Source organism: Kitasatospora sp. NPDC059795, assembly GCF_042732175.1.
GTDB lineage: Bacteria > Actinomycetota > Actinomycetes > Streptomycetales > Streptomycetaceae > Kitasatospora.
Genome location: NZ_JBHWID010000001.1, coordinates 640,581 through 664,735, shown reverse-complemented (window position 1 = coordinate 664,735; position 24,155 = coordinate 640,581). Strand labels below are relative to the sequence as shown.

Annotated in this window: 28 protein-coding genes; 12 read left to right on the top strand and 16 right to left on the bottom strand. The window is 72.3% G+C overall.

Annotated features, from left to right (window positions below; genetic code table 11):
* Positions 1-101: 101 nt before the first annotated feature.
* Positions 102-368, bottom strand: a complete 267-nt coding sequence (locus tag ACFV4P_RS03240; protein ID WP_380466746.1) for a hypothetical protein — start codon at positions 366-368, stop codon at positions 102-104.
* 104 nt (positions 369-472) lie between these two features.
* Here ACFV4P_RS03240 and ACFV4P_RS03235 point away from each other — a divergent pair, with 104 nt between their 5' ends.
* The 10 genes from ACFV4P_RS03235 (at position 473) to ligD (ending at position 10,960) form a co-directional block, all read left to right on the top strand.
* Entirely contained in the window at positions 473-1,129 is a 657-nt protein-coding gene (locus ACFV4P_RS03235; protein WP_380466743.1) for a cupin domain-containing protein, read from the top strand.
* 139 nt (positions 1,130-1,268) lie between these two features.
* On the top strand, positions 1,269-2,357 hold the full coding sequence (locus ACFV4P_RS03230; protein ID WP_380466740.1) for a hypothetical protein: 1,089 nt from the start codon (positions 1,269-1,271) through the stop codon (positions 2,355-2,357).
* Positions 2,354-3,427, top strand: a complete 1,074-nt coding sequence (locus ACFV4P_RS03225) for a hypothetical protein (RefSeq protein WP_380466737.1) — start codon at positions 2,354-2,356, stop codon at positions 3,425-3,427. The genes ACFV4P_RS03230 and ACFV4P_RS03225 overlap by 4 nt, the downstream gene beginning before the upstream one ends.
* A 463-nt stretch (positions 3,428-3,890) precedes the next feature.
* Complete coding sequence (locus tag ACFV4P_RS03220; protein WP_380466734.1) at positions 3,891-4,724, top strand: hypothetical protein; 834 nt, start codon at positions 3,891-3,893, stop codon at positions 4,722-4,724.
* A 19-nt stretch (positions 4,725-4,743) separates the two neighbouring features.
* Positions 4,744-5,340: a hypothetical protein gene (locus ACFV4P_RS03215; protein ID WP_380466731.1), complete on the top strand. Its 597-nt coding sequence runs from the start codon at positions 4,744-4,746 to the stop codon at positions 5,338-5,340.
* Positions 5,333-7,129, top strand: a complete 1,797-nt coding sequence (locus ACFV4P_RS03210) for an asparagine synthetase B family protein (RefSeq protein WP_380466728.1) — start codon at positions 5,333-5,335, stop codon at positions 7,127-7,129. The genes ACFV4P_RS03215 and ACFV4P_RS03210 overlap by 8 nt, the downstream gene beginning before the upstream one ends.
* 33 nt (positions 7,130-7,162) lie before the next feature.
* Positions 7,163-8,494: an aldehyde dehydrogenase family protein gene (locus ACFV4P_RS03205; protein WP_380466725.1), complete on the top strand. Its 1,332-nt coding sequence runs from the start codon at positions 7,163-7,165 to the stop codon at positions 8,492-8,494.
* A 12-nt stretch (positions 8,495-8,506) separates the two neighbouring features.
* On the top strand, positions 8,507-9,301 hold the full coding sequence (locus ACFV4P_RS03200; protein ID WP_380466722.1) for a phosphotransferase enzyme family protein: 795 nt from the start codon (positions 8,507-8,509) through the stop codon (positions 9,299-9,301).
* Between the two features lie 87 nt (positions 9,302-9,388).
* A complete protein-coding gene (locus ACFV4P_RS03195; protein ID WP_380466719.1) occupies positions 9,389-9,862 on the top strand; it encodes a DUF1877 family protein in 474 nt (157 codons plus the stop codon).
* A 144-nt stretch (positions 9,863-10,006) separates the two neighbouring features.
* Positions 10,007-10,960: a non-homologous end-joining DNA ligase gene (gene ligD / locus ACFV4P_RS03190; RefSeq protein ID WP_380466716.1), complete on the top strand. Its 954-nt coding sequence runs from the start codon at positions 10,007-10,009 to the stop codon at positions 10,958-10,960.
* Between the two features lie 357 nt (positions 10,961-11,317).
* Here the strand turns inward: ligD and ACFV4P_RS03185 are convergent, their stop codons facing one another.
* Positions 11,318-11,797 carry a WD40 repeat domain-containing protein gene (locus ACFV4P_RS03185; protein WP_380466714.1) on the bottom strand — a complete coding sequence of 160 codons (480 nt, stop codon included), beginning with the start codon at positions 11,795-11,797 and terminating at the stop codon, positions 11,318-11,320.
* Positions 11,798-11,872: 75 nt separating this feature from the next.
* Here ACFV4P_RS03185 and ACFV4P_RS03180 point away from each other — a divergent pair, with 75 nt between their 5' ends.
* Positions 11,873-12,235 carry a hypothetical protein gene (locus ACFV4P_RS03180; RefSeq protein WP_380466711.1) on the top strand — a complete coding sequence of 121 codons (363 nt, stop codon included), beginning with the start codon at positions 11,873-11,875 and terminating at the stop codon, positions 12,233-12,235.
* Positions 12,236-13,345: 1,110 nt separating this feature from the next.
* Here the strand turns inward: ACFV4P_RS03180 and ACFV4P_RS03175 are convergent.
* Together ACFV4P_RS03175 and ACFV4P_RS03170 are read right to left on the bottom strand one after the other, a co-directional pair.
* Complete coding sequence (locus ACFV4P_RS03175) at positions 13,346-13,537, bottom strand: hypothetical protein (RefSeq protein WP_380466708.1); 192 nt, start codon at positions 13,535-13,537, stop codon at positions 13,346-13,348.
* 429 nt (positions 13,538-13,966) lie between these two features.
* Positions 13,967-14,866 (bottom strand): DUF6349 family protein, encoded by a 900-nt coding sequence (locus tag ACFV4P_RS03170; protein ID WP_380466705.1) that lies wholly within the window; start codon positions 14,864-14,866, stop codon positions 13,967-13,969.
* Between the two features lie 245 nt (positions 14,867-15,111).
* Between ACFV4P_RS03170 and ACFV4P_RS03165 the strand changes: the two genes are divergently transcribed.
* Positions 15,112-15,435 (top strand): hypothetical protein, encoded by a 324-nt coding sequence (locus ACFV4P_RS03165; protein WP_380466702.1) that lies wholly within the window; start codon positions 15,112-15,114, stop codon positions 15,433-15,435.
* Between the two features lie 281 nt (positions 15,436-15,716).
* On the opposite strand, the gene ACFV4P_RS03160 is transcribed toward ACFV4P_RS03165, so the two are convergent.
* From ACFV4P_RS03160 to ACFV4P_RS03105, 12 genes are all read right to left on the bottom strand, one after another.
* Positions 15,717-16,334 (bottom strand): hypothetical protein, encoded by a 618-nt coding sequence (locus ACFV4P_RS03160; RefSeq protein WP_380466699.1) that lies wholly within the window; start codon positions 16,332-16,334, stop codon positions 15,717-15,719.
* Between the two features lie 67 nt (positions 16,335-16,401).
* Positions 16,402-16,824 (bottom strand): hypothetical protein, encoded by a 423-nt coding sequence (locus ACFV4P_RS03155; protein ID WP_380466696.1) that lies wholly within the window; start codon positions 16,822-16,824, stop codon positions 16,402-16,404.
* Positions 16,825-16,843: 19 nt separating this feature from the next.
* Positions 16,844-17,725: a hypothetical protein gene (locus tag ACFV4P_RS03150; RefSeq protein WP_380466693.1), complete on the bottom strand. Its 882-nt coding sequence runs from the start codon at positions 17,723-17,725 to the stop codon at positions 16,844-16,846.
* Positions 17,726-17,781: 56 nt separating this feature from the next.
* Positions 17,782-18,516 (bottom strand): hypothetical protein, encoded by a 735-nt coding sequence (locus ACFV4P_RS03145; RefSeq protein WP_380466690.1) that lies wholly within the window; start codon positions 18,514-18,516, stop codon positions 17,782-17,784.
* A 210-nt stretch (positions 18,517-18,726) separates the two neighbouring features.
* A complete protein-coding gene (locus tag ACFV4P_RS03140) occupies positions 18,727-19,305 on the bottom strand; it encodes a hypothetical protein (RefSeq protein ID WP_380466687.1) in 579 nt (192 codons plus the stop codon).
* A 103-nt stretch (positions 19,306-19,408) separates the two neighbouring features.
* On the bottom strand, positions 19,409-20,476 hold the full coding sequence (locus tag ACFV4P_RS03135; protein WP_380466685.1) for an N-6 DNA methylase: 1,068 nt from the start codon (positions 20,474-20,476) through the stop codon (positions 19,409-19,411).
* A 185-nt stretch (positions 20,477-20,661) separates the two neighbouring features.
* Positions 20,662-20,955 (bottom strand): hypothetical protein, encoded by a 294-nt coding sequence (locus ACFV4P_RS03130; RefSeq protein ID WP_380466683.1) that lies wholly within the window; start codon positions 20,953-20,955, stop codon positions 20,662-20,664.
* Complete coding sequence (locus tag ACFV4P_RS03125; protein WP_380466682.1) at positions 20,952-21,818, bottom strand: hypothetical protein; 867 nt, start codon at positions 21,816-21,818, stop codon at positions 20,952-20,954. Before ACFV4P_RS03125 ends, ACFV4P_RS03130 begins: the two co-directional genes overlap by 4 nt.
* 62 nt (positions 21,819-21,880) lie before the next feature.
* The gene (locus ACFV4P_RS03120; RefSeq protein ID WP_380466680.1) at positions 21,881-22,249 is read right to left on the bottom strand and encodes a hypothetical protein; all 369 of its coding nucleotides are present in this window, start codon (positions 22,247-22,249) and stop codon (positions 21,881-21,883) included.
* 237 nt (positions 22,250-22,486) lie between these two features.
* Complete coding sequence (locus tag ACFV4P_RS03115; protein WP_380466678.1) at positions 22,487-22,843, bottom strand: hypothetical protein; 357 nt, start codon at positions 22,841-22,843, stop codon at positions 22,487-22,489.
* A 543-nt stretch (positions 22,844-23,386) separates the two neighbouring features.
* Entirely contained in the window at positions 23,387-23,770 is a 384-nt protein-coding gene (locus ACFV4P_RS03110; RefSeq protein WP_380466676.1) for a hypothetical protein, read from the bottom strand.
* A 41-nt stretch (positions 23,771-23,811) separates the two neighbouring features.
* Complete coding sequence (locus ACFV4P_RS03105) at positions 23,812-24,090, bottom strand: hypothetical protein (protein WP_380466674.1); 279 nt, start codon at positions 24,088-24,090, stop codon at positions 23,812-23,814.
* Positions 24,091-24,155: the final 65 nt, after the last annotated feature.

Here is a 24,155-nt window from a genome sequence, read left to right as displayed (position 1 = left end):
GGCGGCCCGCAGGTCACGGGTTCAGGGTCGGCGGCGCGTCGCGCAGGCGGCCGCTGCCGGGGCGCAGAACGGCGCCGGCCCGGCAGAGGCCCTTTCTCCGATCACGCCGCGTGACGGGCGTGTGACTGGTGCGGGTGGGCGTGCTCGTGGCGGCCCCAGAATTGCGAGACGAAGGCCACCACGGTCACGCCCCACACCACCGCGAACACGATCAGCAGCCACAGTTCGGTCACCTGCGGGGCGACCAGCGCCAGGCCCAGCGAGAGGGCCAGCAGGAAGACCAACGAGGAGTTGTGCTTGTCGGTCAGCCAGGCAATCGTCCCCCGTACCGGACGGGGACCCGAGGCTCCGGCAACAGTCGCGGGCATCGCTCTCACCTCCGCAGAGTTCGACATCCGTTCGAGTATCCCGCCGGTCGGTGTTCACGGCAGCCCGGTAGCATCGCCGCGAACACCGACTGGGGGGATCGCGAGTGTCGCTACGCGGGGGGCTGCGCAGCCTGGAACGCCAGGCGTCCGCGCTGCCGGACGGCGCCGAACTGTTCCGGCTGCGACCGGACGGGCGGGTGCTGCGCGCCGACCGGGCGGGCGTGCGGGAACTCGGCCCGCAGGACCCGGACAGCGGGCTGCTGCGCTTCATCGACGAGCAGCAGTACGCGCACTACTTCATCGGCGACGCGGCGACCTCCCCGGAACGCCCGTCGAACGCCACCTACAAGCTGGGCCTGGTCGCGCCGCACACCGCGTTCACGCCGCACGCGCACGGCGGCGAGCACCTGGTGTTGGCGCTCGGCCCCGCGTCCTGCGGGCTGTACGACGCGCGCCGCCGCCGGGTGGTGGCCGTCGACCTGGCGCCCGGCACGCTGATCCGCATCCCCGAGCTGATGCCGCACTCGTTCGGCAACCGTAGTGGCAACCGGCTGGCGATCCTGGCCGCGAATACCGGCTACGGCATCGACCACGAGGACTACGCGATCACTGCGGAGGTCGCCGAGCAGCGCGGCGAGCAGGAACTCGCCGCCGCCCTACGGGAGGTGACGTCCCGGCAGCGGGTGGGTACGGTGGGTGTGCGGGAGCGGTTGGCGCACCGGCTGCACCGGATCGCGGCGGCGCTGGAGGACTCCCGTTGAGGGCGCGTCCGGCCTCCCCTGATGTCCCGGACTTCCCCGACCGGTCCGATGTCCCCGACCGCTCCGACTTCCCCAACTTCTCCGACCTCTCCGACCGACCGGCCGATCGAGCACGCCCGATGACGCGGGGGAACGCCCGATGATCTGTCCGCACTGCCAGACCGACCTGCTGCAGCGCAACCGCCCCGGGCACCGCTGCTCGCACTGCGGCAAGACCTTCGCGCTGGACCCGAAGGTGGAACCGGGCCGCCTGCACGACAGCAAGTTCCGCGAGCTGGTGGCCAAGGGCACCGGCGGCACGCTGAAGATCACCGTCGAGCAGCTGTACTGGCTCAACGAGCGCCGCCTGCACCGCTTTCCGGATGCCACGGAGCGCCAGGGCACCGTCGCGGCGGGCGTCGCGCTGACGGTGGTCGCGGTGGTGGCCGGGGCGATCGCGGCCGGCATCGGCAGCTTCGTCTGGTTCCTGCTGGGCCCGGTCGCGCTGATCGCCGCCGCCTTCGCGCTGCAGCAGTTCGTCGGCTCCCGGCGGCTGAAGTCCGAGAGTCCGCTGGCTCCCACGGTCCGTCGGAACGAGTTCCAGCGCGCGGTGATCGACCGCTGGCGGGCGGTCTACGGCACGCTGCCGAGCGGGCTGCTGGAACACCCGCCGACCACCGCCGGGCCCAGCACCGTCAAGGCCCGGGCCGTGGTGCTGTGCGAAGTCCCGTCCGTGGCGGCCTTCCTGCGCGCCAACGACTTCCCCGAGCGTCAACAGGTGCTGCTGGTCACCGAGTTGGCGAAGGTCCCGGACGAGCTGCCGGTGGTGGTGCTGCGCAACCTCTCGTTGGTGGCGCTGGAGCGCACGGTGGCGATCCGGGCGAAACTGCACGGCCGGCTTGTGGTGGACGCCGGGCTCGCGCCGCGCGCCGTGTTCGCGCCCGCGAAGGCGGTGCGCCTGCGCGACGCGCCGAGGCGGACGGTGCCCTGGACGCTGGCGGCCTCGCCCGGCTGGCAGCGCCTGACCGAGCAGGAACGGGACTGGCTCACGGACGGCTGGGACTGCCCGCTGATCACGCTGCCGCCCGCCAAGCTGCTCGCCCTCGCCGAGAAGGCCGTCGAACGGGCCGTCCAGCGGGCCGTCGCCCCCGTGCCGGTGCAGGAGACCCCCGCGCAGACCCGGCGCCGCGCCGAGCGGATCGGCTTCCTCAGCTGGCCGGCGGCACCGCCTGCGGGCGGTACCGGATGATCTGCCCGCACTGCCGGACCAGCCTGACCCGGCGCGAACGCCCCGAGCACCGCTGCTCGCGCTGCCGCCGGGCGTTCGCGCTGGACCCGAAGGTCGAGCCCGGCCGGCTGCACGACATCAAGTTCCGCGAGCTGGTGGCCAAGGGCACCGGCGGTCGGCTGCAGATCACTGTCGAGCAGCTGTACTGGCTCAACGAGCGCCGCCTGTACGGCTTTCCGGGCCCCCGCGACCGCCGTCGGCACATCGTGTTCGGCTCCCTCGCCACCGCGGCGGCGCTGGGAGCCGCCGCGGTCGCGGTCCTCGCCGACGCGGCCCTCCTACCGGGCGCGATCGCGCTGTTCGCGACCGGGCGCGCGATCCAGGACTTCCACTCCGTGTGGCGCATGCGCGCCGGGGCTCCGCTGCATCCCAAGCTGTCGCCGATCCGGTTCCAGTACCAGGTGATCGACCGGTGGCGCGAGGTCTACGGCGCCCTCCCGCCCGGGCTGGTGGATGACCCACCGCCCGCTGTCCCAACTCCCGCCCTGGCCAAGGCCCGTGCCGTGGTGCTGTGCGAACTCTCGGCCGTGACCGCCTTTCTGCGCGCCAACGACTTCGCCCGACGCCACCAGGTGCTGCTGGTCGACGAGTTGGCGAAGGTCCCGGCCGGCCTGCCGGTGGTGGTGCTGCGCGACCTCTCACTGTCCGCACTCACCCGCACGGTGGCGATCCGCGCCGCACTGCCCGGCCGCCGGGTGGTCGACGCCGGACTCGCGCCGCGCGCCGTCCTCGAACCCGCCAAGGCGATACGCCTGCACGATCTGCGCAAACCCCAGGTACCGGCGGCGCTGGCCGCCGCACCCGGCTGGCGGCGCCTGACCGGTCGCGAACGGGCCTGGCTGACCTCCGGCCGGTACTCCCCACTGATCACGCTGCCGCCCACGAAACTTCTCATCCTCGCCGAGAAGGCCGTCCACCGCGCCACCACCGCACCCCCGTCGGAGCCCCCCGACCAGGCCCGCCGCCGCGCCCAACAGATCGGCTTCCTCACCTGGCCCACCGCCCCGCCCACGGACGGTGCTGCCCGATGACCCACGAATCCAGCCTGCGCCCGATACCCGACGCGACCGACCGGACGGGCACCGAGCGCCACGCAAATCCCATACAACTTCCCTGCACCGCAAGCAGCTTGCCCGACGAGGCGAGCTACACCACCCGCCCGCAGCATTCCCCCGTACGGTTCCCGACGGCACCCGTCCGGCAGGCTCAGCCGCCTCTGCCCAGCACCCCCCATACCCGTGCCATAGCGCTGCGCGGACTCCCGACCGCTCCAACCTCCCTGCCCGCCGCACGGGCAGCCATCCACGCCGCACAGCCCGGCCACCACGCAACGGACGCCGCGCTCGCCGCACCGAAGGTCTTCCTACGCCGCCACACCGGGCAGACCACCCGCCCCACCCCGCCCGAGGCACCGCCCAAGGCACCACCCGAGGCACCGCCCGCACAACGCCCGACCGCCGATGCCGTTTCGGCCCTGACCGTGGGAGGTGCCCGATGACGAGCGGACGCAACCCGATTCCGATCCCCGACCGGCTCCTCGACCGTGCCGTCCGCCGGGCCGCCGAGCGATGTGCACAACCCGGCCAACTCGCCTTCACTGCTCGCCAGTTGTACTACGAGACCGACCGGACGCTGTTCCCGCTGCACCACGGCCCGCACCGGTTGCGGTACACCACTCGGCCGCTGCTGTCCGCCGGACGCTTCGCGGGCGCGCTCGCCCGGCAGCCCCAACTGCCGGTCCTGCCGGACGTGGTGGAGCCGCGTCCGCACCGGCCGGGGCCGGAGGGCGACCTGTACGACTACGCGTTTCCCCGGCTGCTGGTCTGCCAGGACCCGGCGATCGCCGCGATGCTGCTGGCCAACCGCATCCACCTGGAGGGGGCGTGCCCGATCCTCACCCCGGAGCGGCTGCCGCTGGACGCCCGGCTGCTGGCCGCGTTGTCGCGGGCGGACGGCGCGGTGGTGCACGTGCTGCACGACGCCTCGCCCGCCGGACTCCAGCTCTTCTCGCGGGTGCGCGAGCACGCCGGCCCCCGGCTGCGGGTACGCACCATGGGCCTGCTGCCGCGCCACGCCGCCGCCCTGCACCTGGCCGCGCTCGTCGGCCAACCCCGGTGCGAGGCGGACGAGTTGCCGTCCGAGCTGCCCGCCGCGGAGCGGGCCTGGCTGGCCCGGGGCCGGGTCGCGGAGCTCGCGGCCGTCCGTCCCGCCCGGCTGCTGCGGACCGTGCTGCGCACCGTCCGCGGTGGCGGTTTCGCCCCGCCCGCCCGTCCGGCCGCGCCCACCCGGGCCCGCGACACCGGCTTCCTGACCTGGCCGACGCCCTGACCCCCGAGGACTCCGGAAGATGACCCAGCCACCCGAAATCACCTACAGCGACGAGCTGTTGGCCGACGGAACGGTGCACCGCCGGTACTCCGACGGCCGCAGCGAGTGGCGCATCCGTGGTGCCGACGGCCGCATCCACTGGCGCGACGACCGGGGCGACTCCGGCACCGACGAGCGGCTCGGCCGCGATCTGGTCAAGCGCATCCACGCCGACGGCCACGCCGGCTACGGGCGCGACATCGGCTACGGCCGCACCGTGTGGGGCCAGGGCCGCTACGTGCTGGTCAACCGCAGCTCGTTCCCGGGCCGGGTCGGCGTCGTGCTGGGCGCGCTCGGCCTCGGCGCGGGCATCGCGGCCGCCCAGTACGCGCCCGATCTGCTGTCGGCGGCAGAGGAGGAGGAACTGCGCCGCCAGGCCGCCGAACGCGCCCGCGACAGTGGCGGGGACGGCGGCGGCGGAGACGGTAGCGGTAGCGACGGCGGAGGCGACGGGGACGAAGACGGCGGGTTCGACGACGGGTTCGACGACCACGACGGTTTCGGCACGGCCGGCGACGGCGGCGACGGGCACCACCCGGCGGACGGCGACGCCTGGGACGGGGACGACTTTGGCTGAGTCGCGCCGGCTGGCCGAACCCCCTCTCCGCACCGCGCACCGGCCGGCCCGCTACACCGTCCTCTCACTGCCTGCGGACGGCGCTCGCCGCCCCGAACCCGCCCTGGTGGCAAGCCCGTTCACCTCCGGCGGCCGCACCGTCTCGGCCGCCCTGCTGACCGGTGTCCCCGGCTTCGCGGACGGCCCGTTCACCGTGGACGGCCGGACCGCCGTCGGCGAGGTCACCCTGCACAACCGGGACGAGCTGCACGCCGCCCTGGCCGCCGCCGGACACCCCGCCGAACCGGCCTGCCCGGACGGCGAGTTGCTGCTGCGCTGCTGGCTGGCGCTCGGCCCGGACGGGCTGCGGGCGGCGGACGGCATGTTCACCCTCGCGGTCCTGGACGGCCCGGACCTGGTGCTGATCCGCGACCACACCGGCGCCCGGACGGCGTTCCACTGCCGCACCCGCGACGGCGGCTGGGCGGTGTCCAGCTCGCTCCGCGCGCTGCGCGAACGCTCCGACGTGGACACCGGGTTGAACCTCGCCGCCGTCCGGTCCTTCCTCACCTTCGCCTACCTTCCGGGCACCGAGACCCTGCTGCGCGGGGTCTCCGAGCTGCTGCCCGGCAAGGTCACCCGCCTGCGCGCGGACGGCTCGGCGCACGTCGAGGAGTTCTGGGAACCGCAGGCCCGGACACTCGACCGTGCGGACGACCAATACGCCTCGGGCCTGCGGGAGTTGCTGGAGCGCGCGGTGGCGCGGCGGCTCCCGGACGGGCAGGACGTGGCGGTGCTGCTGTCAGGCGGCGTGGACAGTTCGCTGGTGACGGCGCTGGCCGCCCGGCTGCACGACCGGCCGGTGCACACCTACTCGATCAGCTTCGGCAACGAACTCCCCAACGAGCTCGGCTACTCGGGCCTGGTCGCCGCCCACTGCGGCACCCGGCACCGGGTGCTGACCGTGCCGGGCGAGCAGGTCGCGGCGCGCCTCGCCGACACCGTCGCGCTGCTGGACAGCCCGGTCGGCGACCCCCTGACCGTGCCGAACCTGATGCTCGCGGAGGCGGTCGCCGGCGACGGGCTGGCCGTGTCGCTGAACGGCGAAGGCGGCGACCCGGTGTTCGGCGGGCCGAAGAACCTGGCGATGCTGGTGTTCGAGCTGCTTCGCGACGACGCGTCCGAACAGGCCCGCGCCGACGCCTACTTGCACACCTACCGCAAGTGCTGGGAGGACCTGCCGGTCCTGCTCACCGGCGAGGCGCTGGCCGAACTGGACGCCCTCGGACCGGACGCGCACCCGCGCCAGCACGTCGCGCCGTACCTCACCGACCGCCGAATGCCGTCGCTGCTCGACCAGTTGCTGCACTGCAACCTGCGCACCAAGGGCGCCCACCACATCCTCACCAAGGTGGAGCGGCTGACCGCCTCGCAGGGCATCCAGGGCCGCTCGCCGCTGTTCGACCGACAGGTCGTGGATCACGCGTTCGCCACCCCGCCGGCGCTCAAACTCCGCGCCACCGAGGAGAAGTGGATCCTCAAGGAGGCGGTCCGCGACCTACTGCCGGACACCGTCACCTACCGGCCCAAGAGCGGCATGCGGGTGCCGGTGCAGCAGTGGCTGCGCGGCCCGCTCGCCGAACTCACCGGCGACCTGCTGCTCGGCCCCACGGCCCGGGCCCGCGGGCTGTTCCGGGCGGACACGGTGGAGACCTGGATGCGCGGCGGCGGCCTGCTGCTGCCCCGCCAGGGCGGCAAGCTGTGGCTGCTGCTCACCCTCGAACTCTGGCTGCGGGCCTACGACTTGTGACCTTGTGACCTTGTGATCTCTGGAGCAGCGCTGATGGACCTCATGGACCTGATCGACCCGCGTACCGGCGCCGTCCGCCGCACCCTCGCCCCCGGCCGCGCCGCCGAGGTGTCCGCCGCCGTCGCCACCGCCCGCACCGCCCGACCCGGCTGGGCCGCGCTCACCCCGCGCGAGCGCCACCGCCGGCTCTCCGCGCTCGCCGACCTGATCGAGCAGCACGCCTCCGCGTACGTGGAGGCCGAGCGCGCGGGCACCGGAAAGCCCGCCGCCGAGGCGGCCGGTGAGATCGCCGAGGTCGCCGACCTGTTCCGGTTCTACGGCGGCGCCGTCCGGGCCGGGACCTCGCCCGCCGCGGGCGACTACCTGGCCGGTCACCAGAGTTGGGTGCGCTGGGAGCCGGTCGGCGTGGTGGCGGCCGTCGTGCCGTGGAACTACCCGCTGCTGATGGCCGGTTGGCGCTGCGGTCCCGCCCTCGCGGCCGGCAACACGGTGGTCCTCAAGCCCGCCGAGACCACCCCCGACAGCGCCCTGCTGCTCGCCGCACACGCCGAACAGGCCCTCGGCCCGGGTGTGTTGACCGCCCTCCCGGGCGACCGGGAGACCGGCCGGCTGCTGGTCGGGGCCGGTTGCGACCTGATCGCCTTCACCGGCAGCCCCGGCGCGGGCGCCGACATCGCCGCCCGCGCCGGGCTCACCCCCGTCAGCCTCGAACTCGGCGGCAACAGCCCGGTGTTGGTCCTCCCCGACGCGCCCGCCGACACCTGGCAGCAGCTCGCCGCCACCTGCACCTACAACGCCGGCCAGAGCTGCGCCGCCCCCGCCCGGGTCATCGTCCTCGACCCGGCCTACGACGACGCGGTCTCCGCGCTCGCCGCCGCGATGGCCGAACGCCGGGCCGGACGCGACTTCGGCCCGCTCAACAACCCCGACCAGGCGGCCCGTTACGACCGCATCCTGGCCGCGAGCTCGGCCAAGAACGTGCTCGTCGCGCCCGGCCGCACGGACGGCCTGTGGCGGCCCGCGACCGTCCTCGCCGACCTTCCCGCCGACGATCCGGCCGTCGTCGAGGAGGTGTTCGGCCCACTGCTCACCGTTCAGCGCGCCGGGAGTCTCGACGAGGCCGTCGCCCTTGCCGAGTCCGTCCCGCAGGCCCTCGCCGCCTCCGTCTGGACCACCGACCTCACCACCGGACTCGCTCTCACCGACCGCATCTCCGCCGGCGAGGTCTGGCTCAACTGCCACCTCGCGCAGTCCGCCGAACTCCCCCACAGCGGCCGCCGATCCAGCGGCGCGGGCACCGACCTGTCCGCCCTCGCCCTGCGCGAGTACCAGCGGCCCAAGACCGTCACCGCCCGACTCGGCTGACACAATCGGCTCATGGACGAGCAGCAGCTGACGGGCGGTCTGGCCAACGCCGGCGCGGTGGTGCGTCGCGGCACGGTGGTGGAGCGACCTGCGGGCCCCAACGCGCCCGCCCTGCACGGCTTCCTGCGAGCCCTGCGGGCGGGCGGCTTCCCGGATGCGCCACTGCCGGTGACCGAACTCGCGGGCGGACGCGAGCAGTTGGAGTTCCTGCCGGGCGACGTCGCGGTGCTGCCGTACCCGGCGTGGGCGCTCGGCGAGCAGGCGCTGACCTCGGTGGGCCGCCTGCTGCGCCGCTGGCACGACGCCTCCGCCCGCACGCCGTTCGACCAGGACGCCGACTGGTCAACGGAGTTGGCCGACCCGGAGGGCGGGCCGCTGCTCTGCCACAACGACGTGTGCGTCGAGAACGTGGTCTTCCGCGACGGCGCGGCCGCCGCCCTGATCGACTTCGACCTGGCCGCCCCCGGCCGCCCGATCTGGGACGTCGCCATGACGGCCCGCTACTGGATCCCGGTCCTCGACCCCGCCACAGCCGCCGAGACGGACCGCCCCCACCTCCAAGTCCCGTCCCGCCTCCGCCTGTTCGCCGACGCCTACGACCTCTCCTCGACCGACCGCACCGCCCTCCCCACCGTCCTGGAGCAGGCCACCGCCACCTGCCGCGCTTTCATCGCCCGCCGACTGGCCGCCGAGGAGCCCGCCTTCCTCACCTACTTCAACTCCTACGGCGGCTGGCCCCGCTGGGACCGCCTGCAATCCTGGCTGTCCGAACACCGCCCGACACTGGAGCGCGCACTGAGGCCCTGACGGCATCCCGACTGTCACAGCCGGCCCCTAGGGTGACGCCCTGCTCGATCAGGTGTCAGGTCCGGTTCCAGCGAAGGCGTCGTTCCATTGAGTTACCACCAGCATCTCCGCGCCCTACCGCCGAGCGAACTCGTCCTCGACCCAGGGTGGTTGGCGGAGCACATGACGGCCGCATGGGAACGGCTGCCGGAGGAGTACGCGGCAGGCGTCGCCCATGCCGTCGAGAAGGACTTCTTCGTCCACGCCCTGCTCTACACGGGCGGGTCCGAGGCGGCCGACGACCCGTCGGACGTGCGGACGCTACCGGTCTTCGGCGGCCGCCCGGTGTTCCGGGAGGACGGGGAGCCGCCGTTCGCCGTCATGACACCCGAGCAGGTCGCGCGGACGGCTGCCTACCTGGCCCAGGCCGACTTCGACGCCCTGTGGGCGGCCGCCGGCGAACAACTCGGAGGAACGGCGGCCGACCGGGATCATCTGCGCGCCCTGCACGAGCAGTTGGCGGCGTTCTACGGGCGCGCGGCGGCCGCCGGGCACAGCGTGGTCAAGGCGTTCTGGTTCTGATCCGGTCGTCGGTGCCGGACGCGAGGCCGAGGCCGCACCTGTCCGCCGGCCCGCCACCTGAGCGGCCCGCCCCGGAACGGGTTGCGCCGCCGGCCGGGTGAGGGGCGGGTTGGTGGGCGGTGCGGGGCGGGAAGGGCTGACGGAATGAGCAGCGGTCGCGGCGTGATGTTGGCGGTGTCGAGCACCCGGCGGGTGTTCGACGAGGGGTGGGTGCTGGAGCGGAAGTGGGACGGCATCCGGGCGCTGGCGGTGCGGGACGGCGGGCGGGTGACCTTGCGTTCGCGCACCGGACAGCAACTGGAAAGCGCTTACCCGGAGCTGGTGGCGGCTCTCGCCGCGCAGCCCGTGCCGCGTTTCACGGTGGACGGCGAGATCGTCGCCTTCGAGGGCGGCCGGACCAGCTTCGCCCGGCTCCAGCAGCGGATGGGGCTCCACGATCCGGTCCGGGCGCTCGCCAGCGGCGTCACGGTGGAGTACGTGCTGTTCGACCTGCTGGCCCTGCAGGGGCACGACACCACCGCGCTGCCGCTGCTCGACCGCAAGCAACTCCTTTCCGAGGCAGTCGAGTTCGGGCTTCCGCTGCGCCTGTCGGAGCACACCCTCGCCGAACCGGACGTCCCCGTCCCGCTCGCGGCGGCGTGCGCGCACGGCTGGGAGGGCCTGATCGCCAAGCGCGCCGCCGGCCGGTACGTGTTCGGCCGTTCGAGTGACTGGCTGAAGCTCAAGTGCGAGACCGGGCAGGAGTTCGTGGTCGGCGGCTGGACCGACCCGGCGGGCAGCCGGGAGGCGTTCGGCGCGCTGCTGATCGGCTACCACGAACAGGGCCGACTGCGCTACGCGGGCAAGGTCGGCACCGGCTTCGACACCCGCACCCTGCACGCCCTGCACGCCGCCCTCGTTCAACTCGCCTCCCCCACCAGCCCGTTCGACCCGACCGAGGACGTGCCGACGCGCACCTCGCACTGGGTGCGGCCCGAACTCGTCGTCCAGGTCGGCTTCACCGAGTGGACCCGCGACGGCCGCCTGCGCGCACCCCGCTACCAGGGCGTCCGCACCGACCGCCCGCCCACCGAGGTGGTCCGCGAGCGGCCTTCCTGAACCCACCTGCGCCACCGCGGAGTTGACGCACTCGCACTCGCACCCGGACCGACGTCACCGTCTTCAGAACCAGACGCCGAGCAGGCCCCTTGGGACCGCACCAGTTGATTCGCAAGGCGTTGATCACGTTGCCGGCCGAGTCGTAGACGAAGGTCAGCGGGCCGGCAGGCAGCAGCGGGCCGGCGGTGGTGGTGATCACGCCCTTGGCGACGGTGCCGGAGACGGTCTCGATCCTGCCGCTCGCCCGTGCCCCGAGACGGATCTCGGAGCCGACCCAGGTGTCGCACGGCTCGGGGTCCTGGTCGCAGTTCTGGTCGGTGCGCACCATCATCGTGAACGACCCGTCGGTGCTGACCGTCATCTGGTTGCCGCGGCCGCCCCAGTCCCCCGCGAACAGGGAGACCGACCTGGTCCGGCTGGGCGTTCGACCCGGCCAGTTGCTGCCCGTCCGGGCTGACGGCCAGTCCGGTCACCGTGGCGGTCCCGCCGTCGAAGGCCGCCAGTGGGATGGTGGCTCCGTTCGGTTCCGGGTCCCACAGCCGGACGGTGCGGTCGTCCCCGCCGGACGGTGCGGTCGTCCCCGCCGGCGGCGAGCAGTCGGCCGTCGGGGCTGAAAGCGGTGGCCTCGATCGGCTGGGCCGCGCCCGGCAGCGTGCGGGTGCGCACGGGGTGGCCCGGGTCGGCGACGTCCCAAACCTCCAGGCCGCCGGCGCCGGTGCCCACGGCCAGCGCGTCCCCGTCCGGGTGGAACGTCAGGGCCGTCACGCCCACGGTCGGCAGCGTCGCCGTTGGACGCCGGGCGGGGCGGGGTGCCCGGGTGGGGGCGGGCTGCCGCATCGGCAGGCGGGCCTATCGGGTGAAAACGGCGGCCAATGCGTCAGATTCCCCCGGGCAGGGCCGAGCATGGCGGCCATGACCCTCCTCAAAACGGCGCGACGGCTCACGCCCCGCCTCCGGAACGCAGTCCACCTCGCTTCGGTCATCTGCGCCGCATTCGTGCTGGCGACCGGCTCCTCCACCGTGGCGTACGCCGCCACCGGCGACTTCACCTACACCGACATCGACGGGGTCGACCACACCCTGGTCGACCCGCCGAGCGGCGAGTGCATCAGCTTCGGCCTCCCCGTGACCGGCGCGGACAACGAGACGAACACCTCGGCGAGCGTCTACGAGAACACCGACTGCAGCGGACCGGCCCTGGACACGCTCCCCCCGAATACCGGCATGTCCTGGGGCTCGGTCCTCCCCAACGCCGTCCGCTTCAACTTCTTCTGAGCGTTCACGGCCCGCGGTCGGTGGCGGCCCACCACTCCGCTCGCCCAGTCGCTCCACTCGGATGGGTCATCTGACGTGCCGCACAAGGGATTTGACTCTACGGTGCGGTAGCGGGGGCCTGACCGAGCGAGAGGTTTCACTGGCATGGCTGGCAAGTTCGAGTTAAATCGTCGCTTTCACCAAGCCTCACCGCAGGCCTTCAGCTCTACCTATCTCCGCAGGTCAACGGCCCCATGGAGGAGCTAGAAGGCTTCATCTTTCACTGGCCTTCTCTGGCCTTCACCGCCACCAGTTCCCCACTGCATCCCCACCATGGGCGGCAACCCGACTCCTGTCAGGCACCGCCGGCACTACGACGTAGACAGTTCTACGTACCAGGACCGGGTTGCTGAGAAGTGCCATCCGGTCGCGACGCCCAATCCCGGCTAGAGCGAAGCCACTTCGCGACCCGGCGGGACCGCACAAAACCATCGAAACAATACCGGGCGGCGGGTACCAGCACTTCCCCACATACCATCCGATCCCGAGCAGCCTCCTGTCCGGTGACGCCGGACTGCCCCCATCACCCTCCACGGGCTGTGCAACAGCGCCGCCCGCCTCGCCCACACCAGCGGATCGGACCCCAAGGAGATCTCCGAGCAGCTCGGCCACAGCACCATCAAAATCACCATGGACACCTACACCAACGTCCCGCCCGAGGCGAAGAAGCTCCGGGCCAAAGCCGCGCTGGCCATCGTCTCCCGCTCCGGCCGCCAAGCTCCCGCCGCCCCGGCGGAGGCCGCCCCCGGTACAGGGCACGCCACCGCACCGGCAAAGGCCGTCATGCCGACCCCGGCCGCCGAACCCGGACCCGTGGCCGCGCCGCGCCCCGCCAGCGGCGGACGCCTCGCAGCCCTCACGCGGCTCCGCGAGAAGAAGGTGGCGACGGGGTGCGTAGCGCGGCTGGAGCCCTCACCGCAAGCCCCTTCGGGCAACCCCGCCCACGGTCGCAGAGAGTTACATTCAGGCGGCCGCCCAGGCCTCGTGACTGCCTCGGGCGCCGCCCGGCCCGCCCGACCGGACCTGGCCGAAGAAGCCTGGCCGAGGGCGCTGGTCAGGTCACCGCCGCTGCTACCCGTGGCGTTGAAGCTGGTGGCCCACGATGCCTCCCTGGGGAACTTCGATGTAGGAACCGGGGGGAATCGGGACGTCGAAGTCCTGGCTGTCGCTGGCGTCGAGGTTGTCGGCGGCAGCGCCGCCGACGACGGCGAGGATGCCGAGCAGTGCCAGAACGACGGTTACGAGGGCGTTTTGGATGCGCATGTCTCTCCCAGGGTTGTGCCGGGGCGTTGTCCTACGAGCACATCGTTCGGGGTATCCGCTGGCAACCCCGCCCATCCGATTGAGGTTGTGGCGCTCCGTTACTCGGGGACATCCCCTTGTTCGGGTTGCAGGAGACGTGGACCGCATGCGGCACTGCGAGTCGGCAGGGCGGACTTGTTGAGGTCACGGCCCGTTTCTGGGAAGCCGCCGGGCCCTTCCGGGCTGGTCCCATCGGGGACCGCACCTGTAAGGAGCCGGCACGAGCCGAGCTGCCGGCGGGTCGGCCATCGGCCAGTGACGACGCCCACGACTCGCAGGCACGGTGACAAGACATCACCTGGACGAGGTGGCTTCGGATTCCAGTACCGCTTGGTCCGAGTGGCTCCGGTCCTGTCCTGTCGAGAGCAGTCCAGGGGGTCGGGGTGGTGGTCAGAGGAGGCTTTGCTGTTCGTGTTTCGGTGCGGCGGTGAAGGTTGAGCGGTACACCTTGATCAGGTAGCCGCCTCCGCGCGCGGCGCCGGGTTCGTGCCGGTCGTTGGCGGTGGGGGTGTACACCTTGAGCGGGCCGCCGGTCTCGAACCAGCCGGGCGGGTAGGTGGCATCGAGGTAGGCGCGGATTCGTAGTGCGTTCTTGCCGCTGTTGCCCTGGGGGATGGCCGGGAGGGTTCGCCAGCCTGGGTGGGTGTGGTCGAGGCCGTCTTCGACCGCGGTGTTGTAGTCGCGGCGTGTCTGGCCCTCCCAGGGGCAGGCGAGGCAGGCTCCGCGTCGGCTGGGCAGGTCGCCGGACTGGTCGATCACGGTTGCGGTGTGCTGTTCGACTGGGCTGATGGGGTTGGTGGGGTCGAATCCGGGGCTTCCCCAGGAGATGTGCCATGCGCTGCGGATCGTGTCGCGGGGTGCGGGGGTCTTTCTCAGCGTCAGGTAGGTGTTGTGCCGGGTGATGGCACCGGCGGCGGTCCAGTTGGCGATCCATGCCGCCACGGTGCTGACGCACGCGGCGGTGTCGGCTTCGCAGCTGAGGTCTCCGGGGCCAAGGTAGACCTGAATGTAGTCGCCGGAGTCGTCGGGGTTGTGGAAGTGGATGGCGTTCCAGGCTTCGTGGTCGGTTGGCAGGTGGGAGACGTCGGCGTCCTCGGTGAGCCAGATGACGGTGTTGTCTGGCAGGTTGATGCTGATCGCGCACCCTGCGGAGCCGCGGTTGATCGTGGGGGTGATGTTGGCGGCGGTGAGGGCGTCCCAGAGGTAGTGGCCGGCGGCGGTGTAGTCGCCGAAGTCGGGGCGGTCGGATCGTCTGGTGATGAGGGCGCGCTGCTGGTCGGTGGTGAGCATGGTCGGGCCTCCGTGGTGGGTTGGAACAGGGCGGGCTGGATCGGTGGGGGGGTGAGGAGTCCGGCGGCGGCCGTTTGGGCTCCGCGCCAGAGGCTGGTGGCCGTTTCGGCGGAGGAGTAGGTGGGCGGTGTGACTGGCCGTTGGGGCTGTTGGTAGCGCGCGGGTTGGGGGTCACCTCGTGCCCGAGGCGGAACGTTGTTGTCGTGGCGTTCATGGGCGGGTGTGGGGGTGAGCAGGGTCGGTTGGTGGTGGAGTTCGTCGAGCCAGCGTTGGAGTCGGGGCAGGTTCTGGTCGGGGCCGTAGGTGAGGTAGGTGCCGTCCGCGCTGGTGCAGCCGAACCAGTCGGCGGTGGTGAGGCGGCGGCGGGAGTTGACGCGGCCCATGTGGACGTCCTTGCCGAGATGGTGGGCGTGGCGGGCGAGGCGTTCGGCGACGGGGCCGAGCTTCCAGGTGGTGCCGCCGGCGAGGAACAGGACGTCGAGGTCGGGCCAGGGGATGAGGTGGTCGATGTCGGCACCGTCCTGGGCGGCGTAGGCGGCGGGTATGCCGAGGGAGCGGATTCGGGGTAGCCAGGGGGTGGAGTCGGTGAGGGTTCCGGCGGCGTCGAACGGGCGGTCGGGGGCGACGGCGAACAGGCAGTTCTGGGGGCCGTAGCGGTGGACCTGGCCGGTGAGCCAGGTCCGCCACCGGGCGGTGCCGGGCCATCCCTTGCCGAACCGGCCGTTGTCGGCGGCCCACCACGCGCCGGGCGGCACCGGGTTGCCCTGTCGCGGGGTAGTGATGCAGCCGAGGTCGCCGGCAGTCATCGCCGCCCGGATCTCAGCCGTGGAGGGGTTGGCCAGGTACAGCATCAGCGGGTCAAGCCGGGAGGATGCGGGTGCCGAACAGGCGTCAGTGGGCCCGGACTCGGGTCGGGGAGTCGCTGTTCCGGGGGTGTGTGGAGGCGGATCGGGTCGGTGATGGGTTCGCAGGCGGCCGGGCAGGGCTGGTACTTCCAGGGGCGGCCGAAGGGGTGGCGGTGCTGTTCGTGGTGGCGGTCGGGGTCGGCGGCGGCGCAGCGGACGGGGTAGCGGCTGCGTGAGCCGCAGTGCGGGCACAGGGCGAGGGGGTCGGTGTTGTCGGGGGTGACGGGGTGGGGGTAGGGGCGGGCGGAGCCGTCGGCGGGGTGTCCGTTGGCGGGGTTGAAGAGGTAGAAGGGGCTTCGGGGGTGGATGGGCAGGGACCACCAGGGGTACCGGGGGTCGGCGGTGAGGATGTGGCGGGCGTTGTGGAGGGTGGTGCCGTGGTGGTGGGCGCCACGGACGAACGCCCAGCCGGGGCCGGCGAGGTGGGTGTAGGTGCGGGTGGCGTCGCGGGTAAGGCCGCCGGGGATCGTGGGGGCCGCCTGTTCGAGTTCGCGGCGGGTGCGGGCGATGATCACGGGGACGAGGTCGAGGGGCAGGCCGGTGAGGTCGAGCTCTATGGGCACGGTGTCGGCTTCCGGGGGTGTTGAGGCCTGGGCCGGGCGGCGGAGGTCGCCGCCCGGCGTGCGGGGGTCAGAGGCTGGTGGTTTGGGAGAGGGCCGTGTCCTGGTGGGGGCTGATGTGCGCCTGGACGTGGTAGGTGGCGGGGCCGCCGGTCCACGTGATGGTTCGGCCCGCCTCGGTGGGGTGGATGCGGAACTCGGTGCCGGGGAACACCGCGTGCAGGTGGGTGAGGAGTTCGTCGTCGGTCTTGCGGAGCTGGTAGGTGTCGGGGGTTCCGGTGCAGCCGGGGTGCCGGCGGTTGTGGCCTCGGCTGGCGCGCAGGTGGGAGTAGAAGAGGGCTCCGGTCCAGGTGCAGCCGTCTCGGCCGCAGCGCAGCTGCCAGTGGATGTCGGATCCGGGGTAGGGGTGTTCGGGGATCAGTTCGAGGTCGTCGAGTCGTCCGAGCGCGCGGTGGGCGGAGAGGGCGTTGCGGCGGGTGGAGAGGTCGAGCACGGGGCCGGTTCCTTCGTGGTCAGTGGGCGGGCTGGTGGGCGGGGGTGCCGAGGCGCAGCGCGTGGTCGTCGGTGAACAGGCGGCGGATCGCCTCGTCGCTGGTGGGCTTGGCGTAGGCGGTGCGGGTGGCGTTGTGCCAGGTTCCGTCGGTGCGTTCCCAGGTGATCGAGTCGTGGACGACGTGGTCGCCGTCCGTGAACTGGGCGGGGATCTTGGGGTAGGGGACGGGCGGCAGGGTGGCGGGGTCGTGGTGCTGGTGGGCGAGGACGGTGACGGTGTGGGTGCCGCTGCTGGAGCGGGTGAACGGGTACTGCCAGTGGGTGGTGGGAAGGTTGGCGGTGCCGCCGCGGGTGGGTGGGGTGATGGTGCGGGTGGTGCGGCGGTGCTGGCCGCTGCGGCCGAGGCGCTGGGTGGTGGTGACGACCGCTTCTGCGCCGGTGGCGGTGTGCACGGTGATGTCGCCCGGCTGGAGGTAGCGGGCCGGGAGGTCCATGACGCCGTGCCTGTCGATGGGGCGGTCCGGGTGTCGGGCGGCGGGGCTCTTGTTCCAGTTGGCGATGTAGGCGGCGGTGGCGTCGGCGGCGGTGGCGATCTCGGCGTGGACGGTGTCGGGGTTGGCGGTGTCCGGGTCTCGGGGGGCGTCGTGGACGGTGGTGAAGTTGTTCGGGTCTCCGTAGGGGTCTCCGAGGTAGTGGATGATCGTGAGTCCGAGGTTTTCGGTGGGGTCGATGTCGACCTTGGCGTCCCGGTCGGAGGCCCATATCTGGGTGCCGCCGGGCAGGTGGATCTCCAGCCAGGAGGAGCGGGCCGACCGGTCGGCGTTCTTGGTGGTCTTGGTTCCTCGTTGGTGAAGGGCGATCGCGAGGTACTGGCCGAGGGTGTAGGTGGTGCTGGTAGTCATGTCGTCTCCCGGGGGTGGTCGGGGGCGCGGCTGGCGCGCCCCCGGTGGCAGGTGGTTCAGGCGGTGGCGGTGGTGGTGTTCCGGCTGCGCGGCTTGGCCGGGGCGGCGGCCGCCTTCTTGGCGGTGGTCTTGCGAGTTCGGGTGGGCTTGCTGTCGGCGGCCGAGGCGGTGGCCGTCTTCTTGGCGGCGCGGGTTCGGGTGGGCTTGGCCGGGGCCGCGGTGGTCTTGCGGGTTCGGGTGGGCTTGGTGTCGGCGGCCGGGCGGGTGGCCGTCTTCTTGGCGGCGGTCTTGCGTGCGGGGCGGGACGGTTCCGGGGTGGCGGTGTCGCCTTCGACGGCCGGTGCGTCCGTGCCCGGCTGCTCCGGCTCGACGGTGGGCTCCGGCTCGACGGTGGGCTCCGGCTCGACGGTGGGCGATTCCCAGGGGCGGTGGCCGATGTAGCGGGGCTTCATGGTGATGGCGGGCAGCAATCGGTCGGCCAGGACGGCGTGGATGGTGTCTCCCAAGTCGCCGTCCATGCCTGCGAGTTGAAGCACGGTGTGGTAGCTGTGGCCGGGCTGGAGGGGCTGGAGGCCGCCCGGAGTCTTCAGGGGCTTGGTGCCAGCGGCGGTGATCCAGAGCTGGAGGGTGGTTCCGTCGACGCGGGCCCGGGCTCCGATGGCGTATCCGTCTGGGCTGGTGAGGCGCAGGACGGTGCGGTCGTCGGCGGACTGGGGGTTGGGGGTGTAGGTGTCGAGGAGTTCGGCGAGTCGGGGGGCGGCGGCTTGGAGGGTGCTGGGGGTGACGATCACGTTGGTGGCTCCTTGGTGGGGGCCGCTCTGGGGCGGCCGAAACACCCCCGGTTGAGTATTTTCTATACTCGCCCGGGGTGGGGTGCGCCGATTCGGCGGACTTCATCGACGGGTCGGCCCGACTGCCGGATCGACGCCGGCCAGGCCCCTCTCGCGAGCGGGATTCCCTCACCCCTCATGAGTAAATTCTATACTCACTCAGCTGATGGGTCAACACATGGGGGACTCAACTCCCCCGCCGGCGTCGCGCTTTCGTTCCTCGACAACCCGATCCTTCACCCAACCCCGCCGCTCGTGCGCCTCGGTCCGGTCGGCCACACTCCAGGCGATGCCCGCGCGGGACCGCCCTGCGGTGGCGAGGAGGAGCGCGACGGACTCGACCTCCTCGGGGGCCATGTGCGGGGCGAGGCGTTCGACGGCCTCCGGTCGGCCGAGGAGGTCGAGCGCACGGTCGAGGGTGGAGGAGAGGGTGTGGGGTCCGGTGCCCGGCCTGCCGATCCGGGTCAGGTTGAGGGGGTGGGTGAACCGGGTGCGATGGAGGGTTTCGCCTTCGCCGCGGTAGCGGTTGTGGAAGCCCCATCCGGCGCGGGCGAAGGCGGTGGTGACGATGGTCATGGCGGCGTACACCTCGTCGGCGGCGAGGGGGCCGTAGTGAGCGATGACGCTTTCGCCCAGGTAGCCGATGCGGACGGCCCCGCGGCTGCCGATGGGCAGAGCGGCCATGGCCTCGGCGATCGGGGTGGCGGCATCCAGGGCGATGTGGGTGTTCGGCGCCGGGTTGGCGACCATGGTGATTCTCTCCCGCCTTCGGGGGCCCCTCCCCCTTCCTTGTGAGTAAATTCTATACTCACCCGGCTGATGGGTCAACTCGGGGGAAGCCCAACTTCCCGACTCACGCCGCCTTTTCCATCCCGCACTCGGCGAACAGCTGCTGCGCCCGGCCGACCGCGTACGCCACCGCCATGCCGGCCTCCATGCGGTCGCGCAGCTCGAACAGCTCGGCTTTCTCCTCCTTGGCGAGCTTCGCGGTGTCCACCGGGGCCAGGGTGTTGCCGCACCACACGGTGGTGCGCGGCCCCATCCCCCACAGCATCATGTTCACCGCCGCCCCGGCCGCCGCGATCGGGTCCAGCTCCACCAGATGCCAGCGGCACTGCGCCGGGTCGATGTCGCGCTCGCGCAGCGCCTGCGCCATCGCCCGGACCATGCCGCCGGTGCCGACGGTCGGCTCCAGCATCGAGAAGCCCGGCCCGATGTCGCCTTCGTCGAGCTGCACCCGCGCCATCATCTCGCACACCTCCGGCGGGGTGTGGAACTCCCCCAGCCACTGCCGAGAGCCCCGGCTTCGCAGCCCGGTGATCATCCACGACATCAGGTCGCACTCGGCCAGGTCTCCGGGATCGCTGGAGCCGGTGACGGTCAGCAGGCCGTTGGTGATCGCCGCGCGGGCCACCGCCTTGACGCAGGCGAGGCGGTGGCGGTCCAGGTCCTCTTCCATCCACTGCGCGATCGGTGCGGCCCGCTGGACGAGGTCGGGGCGGCGCATCCACCAGTACGCCCAGCACTCGCGCAGCAGTTGGACGAGGTCCGGGGCGTCCAGGCCGAGGATGAAGTCGGCCTGGAGAGGCGCGTCCGGCCCTTTCAGCGGCCACAGCGACAGGGCGGCGACCACACCGACGGGCACCTCCATGCTGCCTCCGCCGTGGTTGCGGTGCCAGGCGTCGGCGGCGGCCTCGGCGATCCGCTGGGCCGCCCTGTGCGGGTCGGTGCCTCGCGGGACGGGGTACCGGCGGGCGGTCGGCTTCGATTTGGGCTTCGGTGCCGGGATCGCCGTCACCGTGCCGAGGGCCGGCGCGGGGACGGCGAGCAGGCGCGGGCGGGCCGGTTCCGCCGGGCGCCGGAAGAACACGTCGTCGTCTTCGTCGGGCTGCTGCGCGAAAATGTTGAGCTGCTGCGGCATCGTGGGTGTCCTTCGGGGTTTCTGGGCATGGGAAGGCCCGGCCGGTCGCGCGCGGGCGGCCGGCCGGGCCGCGGTCAGGGGGCTGGTTGGGGGCGTCGGGCGGTGAACCCGGGTTCGGTGTGGAAGACGCCGAGGGCGCGGGAGGAGCCGCCTGTGGTGGTCGTGCCTGTCGGACCTCCTTCCGGTCAGTGCGCGGGGCTGGGCATCAAGCGGTGGAGGGTGTGCAGGAGATGGGCGGAGGCGCGCTCGTACTGGCCGCCGAGGGTGAACACGCAGTGGGTGTACATCTCGACCAGGGCGCTGTCGCCGAGCTGGGCGCGGTACTCGGCGCGGGAGAGGTCCCGCATTGCCGCGGGCCGGTGGTCGTAGGCGGTGACGATCACGGCATGAAGGGTGGTGCGCGCCTGCTCGTCGATGTGCGGCGTGGCGCGCAGGCGCTTCGCGGCGGCGGTCAGCGCCTCGTCCAGGGCGGCGCTCACCGGCCCTCCCCGACGGCGGCGCGGGCCGCGTGAGCGGCCGTCCTGCGCGCCTGCTCGGCTGCGAAGCGACGGGTGAAGCCCTCGTCGTCCTTCTCGATCTCGGCGAGGAGTTCAGTGAACGCGGAGTAGAAGTCCAGTTCGTCGGCGTCGAATTCGATGACCCTGCCGTTGTGGGTCCAGACGTCAGCGAAGTGTTCCTCCTCGGTGCCGCCGGCGGCCACCGCTATGGACACGAGCTGGTCGTCCGCGTCGAGGACTGCCGTCCACCGGCGGTGCGCGGAGGCGGGTCGTTCGCGCCGTTGCGGCGCGGCGGCGGCGGGGCGGTCGCGGTCGGCTCCGTTGCGGTAGGCGAGAAGCCAGGCGAACGCGGCGTGGAGGACGGGGGCATTGACGTCGACGACCGTGCCGGTGTGCTGCCAGACGTTCCGCAGGTGGGCGTCGGTGCTGTCCGCGCTGTCGCCGGTGGCGATGGTGATGGTGACGATCTCGTCGTCGGAGCCGAGGACGGCGGTCCACCGGCTGTACGCGGGGCGTCCGGCGAGCAGGTCGTTGTGGTCGAGTCCGGCCTGTACCTGGGCGGCGAGGTCTTCGATGCGTTCGAGGGCGCCGATGCGGAGGGCGTCGTGGAACAGGTCGGCGTAGGCGAAGTGCTGGGCGGTCTGGTGGAACTGGCCGAGGTCGAGGGCGGACCAGGCCTGCGGGCGGCGCGCCCAGGCGATGGTGACGGCGTGCTGGACGAAGCCGTGGACGATGTCCGTCGTGGTCTCGCACAGGCCGTGGGTGGTGATGATCTCGTTGGTCTCGGGTCGGTGGTGGGCGGGGATGGGCAGGTCGTCGGCGTCGCCGAGGTAGTGAGCGGTCATGCTGGGCGGTCCTTCTGATCGGGGGCGGGCCCGGCCGCCGGGCGGCGGCCGGGCGGAGAGGGCTAGTTGGAGGGCTGGCGGCCCGTGAGGTCCGGGTCGGCGAGCAGCGCGACGTGGAGGGCGTTTGCGATCTCGTCGATCTGGTTGGTGTCGCCGTCCACGGCCAGGGCCAGGTGAACTGCCTGGTCGAAGAGCCGGTGGGCGACGAGCTCGTGGAACTGGGGGAACGTCAGCGGCAGGAGGCCTTCCGGGCGCGCGGGCCAGGCGAGGGTGATGGCGTGGTGGGCGAGGCCGAAAGCGGCTTCGGCGGTGGTGGCCGCAGCGCAGTGTTCGAAGATCATCCGGGCGATGGCGTCCTGGTGGTGGAGTGGCCCGGGGACTCGCAGGGCAACGACGTCGACGGCGAGGATGTCGATGATTTCGTCCAGCATGGTGTTTCCGTTCCTTTTCTGATGGACCGCCCCGGGTTCGGGGCGGTGGGGTCGGGCGGGGTCGGGCGGTCTCTCCGTCGACCCCCTCCCTAGTAAGTAACTTCTATACTCACTTCGATTGGGGGTCCACTCCTCCGGAAAGATCTCAACCGCTGGACGCCGCACGTTTTCGCAGGCCGCAGGGTCGAGAGGGCTACCTGCGAGGCCCGGCCGCCGGGCGACGGCCGGGCAGGGGCCCTACCAGCCGACCAGCCCGCAGTACTCGCAGACGTGGTCCTTCCTCAGGGCCGCGCGGATGATCTCCACGACCGCGCCGATCCGGTCGAAGTCGGCACCGACAGCCAGGGCGGCGAGCACCGCGTCCGCAAAGACCAAGGTTTCAAGGAGGTCCTGGTACTGCATGAAGGTCTGATTCCGCAGGCAGTACGGGGCCGACGCCCAGGACAGGGTGATGGCGTGCTTGGCCAGGTCGAAGGCGGCTTCGAGGGTGCGGGCGCCGGCCTGCCGCTCGGTGGCCGCCTGGAGGATGGCGGGGTGGTGGCGCCCGGGGCCCTGGAGCTTGACGGTGGCGAGGTCGCGGATTTCGTTCGGCATGGCGTTTCCGTTCTGTCTCTGATGGGGCCGCTCCGAGTTCGGGGCGGCGGGGCCGGGCGGTCTCTCCGTCGGCCCCCTCCCCGTTAAGTAAATTCTATACTCACTTTGAGTGGGGGTCCACTCCGCCGGAAAGATCTCAACCGCTGGACGCCGCACGTTTTCGCAGGCCGCAGGGTCGAGAAGTCGGCCATGAGGGCGGTGGCGCTGCCCGCGCCTCGCCCGCCGCCAATCCGAGAGACGGCCCCACCACCCCCTCCCCGTGCGAGGAGCCGGTCAAGGGGCGGCCGGGAGGTCGGAGGCACCGGCTTCCGCGTCGGCGTACCACTGGAAGCGGTTGCCGCCGCGCCCCTCCGAGCCCCAGCGGCGACAGGCGGCTTCGAGAGTGCGGACGCCGGCCCGCCGCTCGACGATCGACCGGAGGATGGCGGGGCGGTGGTGCCCAGGGCCCCGGAGCTCGACGGCGGCGAGGTCGCGGACGGGCGGCGAGGCGCTCCTCTCTTCGAGGTGACCGCCCCGGGGCCGGGGCGGTCGGAGCGGAGTGGGTCAGTTGGCGCGGTGCGGGCGGTCGTTGAGCTGGAAGTCGTTCATGACGACGATGGCGATGTGCACGGCGAGGTCCAGGGCGTGAGCGGGGCCGGGGCCGCCCGGCACGTCGAGGGCCAGGCCGACGATGTCCGCCCAGTAGCGGTCGCGGATCAGCTGCCGGTACTGCGGGTACGTCAGGTCCGCGTAGTCGTCGGGGAACTTCGCCCAGGCGATGGCGATGGCGTCGGAGGCGAGGTTGAACGCGGCGGGGCCGAGGCCGGGCCCTTCGGCCGCATGTTCGGCGAGGTGGGCCATGATGCGGTCGATGTGGTGGGCGGGGCCGGGGACGCGGATGGTGTTGGCGGCGGGCAGGTGCAGGACGAAGCGGTCGGGCAGGGTCATGGCGGGCTGCCTTTCTGGGCTGGCTGGGTGCCGGTGGTCGGTCAGGCGGTGAGGTAGTCGAGGACGTTGAGGGTGAAACCGCCGGGCAGCGCGTGCGGTCCGGCGTCGGCGCTGGTGGCGTAGGACTCGGCGATGCCGAGGGCGTCGAGGACGGCGTTCTCGCGGTCAGGTCGGGCGAGAAGTCGGGCGGCGGCGTCGAGGGTGAGGGCTGCGGCGGAGAGGGTGAGGCGCTGGAGTTCGGTGTCGGCGCGGGCGGCGCGGGAGCGGGCCTGGTTGGCGTAGTAGCGGGCTTCGTCGGCGGCGGCGTTCAGCGCGTTCACGGCGGGTTCCTCGGTCTCTCGGTCGGGGCTTCCCCCCTCCCTGTTAAGTAAATTCTATACTCACT